2 protein-coding genes and 1 other annotated feature are annotated in these 2,005 nt (G+C 36.1%); both genes read right to left on the minus strand.

The genetic code is table 11. From position 1 onward, the window contains the following. Nucleotides 1–535, minus strand: a 535-nt coding sequence (locus C7Y47_RS24520) for an IS110 family transposase (RefSeq protein ID WP_142510752.1), incomplete at its 3' end; no start/stop codon positions are given. 461 nt (nucleotides 536–996) lie between these two features. After that, a complete protein-coding gene (locus C7Y47_RS24525) occupies nucleotides 997–1,467 on the minus strand; it encodes a hypothetical protein (RefSeq protein WP_142511126.1) in 471 nt (156 codons plus the stop codon). Nucleotides 1,468–1,633: 166 nt separating this feature from the next. Continuing rightward, nucleotides 1,634–1,867 (plus strand) — a binding site (T-box leader). Nucleotides 1,868–2,005 lie beyond the last annotated feature (138 nt).

Raw genomic sequence — 2,005 nt, forward strand, 5'->3', positions numbered from 1 at the left:
TTAATGAAATCTCTGCGTACAAATCACCAAAAACTCCTTTATACTCAGGGAAAACTTGATCTAATACAGCTTGAAATTGTAGCTTTGTTTGAACCATAATTCCTGTCATATTTTCGTGTTGCCTTGTCAGATGCCGAAGGTTTAAAAGCCGAATACCACGTTTTTTCTGAGGCTCTAAATCCTCTTTGTAATATAGTTCGCCTAAGTGATAAGCATCAATGGCATCTGTTTTGGTTTTTCGTAAGCTAGAACTTTTTGCTCGGTAAGATATTAGTGGATTTACGATAATGGCAACGTACTCTCTTGCTTCTAAAAACTGAACAACTGGGGCATGGTAGTGTCCTGTGGACTCCAAAACAACAGGTGGTTTCATCCCTGTTTGATGCTCTAAATCTATTAAATAAGAGTGTAACTCTTCAAGCCCCTCCACCGTATGTTCAACTTTCACACTATTTTTATAGGGCATTTTTTTATCCAAGAACATTTGAATCTGACTTTCACCTTTTGCGACATCCAGACCAACTACTGGATTCATGTTTATCTCCTCCTAAGGTAGTGTATTGACCGGTAACCTCTATCTAGCTTGTTATTCATATCTTCGCTTGTTATACGAGATCGTAATGTCCCAACCAGCCTAATCATGTGTTAACAAGTAGAGGGCGAACAGTTTAGTTGTCGGGATCTAGTCCCACGGGTGCTTCCGTTCGACCCCGGCTACTATCAATCTATAAATTGAATAAAAAATAGTCAACCAGATTACTCTGGCTGACCTTATAATACGATGGGTGCTTTACTTGAAGATCATTGAGTTGCGTATGCAGCTCTTTTTTACTTTATTAAAGGCTGTTTTCGTATAGATTGTTGCTTCTGCGAACTAGAAAAATGTGGAGATATGTGAAAGAAGCAGTAAGTAAATGAAAGAAAGCCAACTAAAAAGTCTAAATACAGATATAAAAGAAGCAACGGCATAAAATATCCAAGCAATACCGACAATCATCAACCATTTATAGGTCTCTCTCGAATCACCCGATTCTTTTTCATCTCTTTGTAAAATTTTATCGTCATAAACATACCACCCATCAATAACACGGCGCAACCGATAGACGGAACGATCTCCAATCCTAAGCTCTTACCCATTTCGATGGCAGCTACCGCTATAAAGTATATAAAAGCTACAAACAAATATAGAGCTTTTTCCTTTCTCTCTAATTTTTTACTTTTCTTTTTCTCCACTTTATACCAATGCTTCAAATCTTCTTGCGACACATACTGCGCAACAATGGCTTCTACTTGTTTAGCACATTTCTTTTGAACTTTGACCATATAAAAACCTTCGTATTCTGCAGACGACCGTTTTAAAATATCTTTGATTCCTATTTCAAATGGAATGTTACTTTTCTCTAGTTGTTCGATAATTGCCAGAATAGCATCTTCTGAATGTCCAACTAATATTTTCTTTTTAAACAAACACAGCTAATCCAAAATATACCACTATCTTTTGAATATCTGATTCTTTCGTTTAGCAACAATCTTTGAGAAAACAGCCTTTTTAACTAACGAAGCAGGATAGTTGAGAAAGTTAATTATTGACAATAATAGAAATTTTAGATAAAGTATTAAAAAATTCTAAATATATCAAGCGTTGATGAGAAGTAATTAAGAGTTGATTATTTACAGAGAACTCCTATTTGCTAAAAAGGAGTAATAGTGATCTTAATGAAAAAAGCCTCTGAGCATCTTACCAATCTAATGATTAGGGATCTTGAGACGGGTACTTCGATATAAAGATAGGTTATGTAAGAGGTTGATATGGTGACATATCAACAAACTGAGGTGGTACCACGAAGTTATAACTCTCGTCCTCAAGATGAATGTCTTGGGAGGGAGTTTTTTTAGTACGACGGATTGTAATATTAAGTGCAACACCCAGAAGTCAATATAAAGGAAGCCCATAACGACCTCGTGTAGAATGTAGTTACCACACCAACATTCAAACGGAGGAATC

The sequence above is a fragment of the Lysinibacillus sphaericus genome, assembly GCF_006864135.1.
Lineage (GTDB): Bacteria > Bacillota > Bacilli > Bacillales_A > Planococcaceae > Lysinibacillus.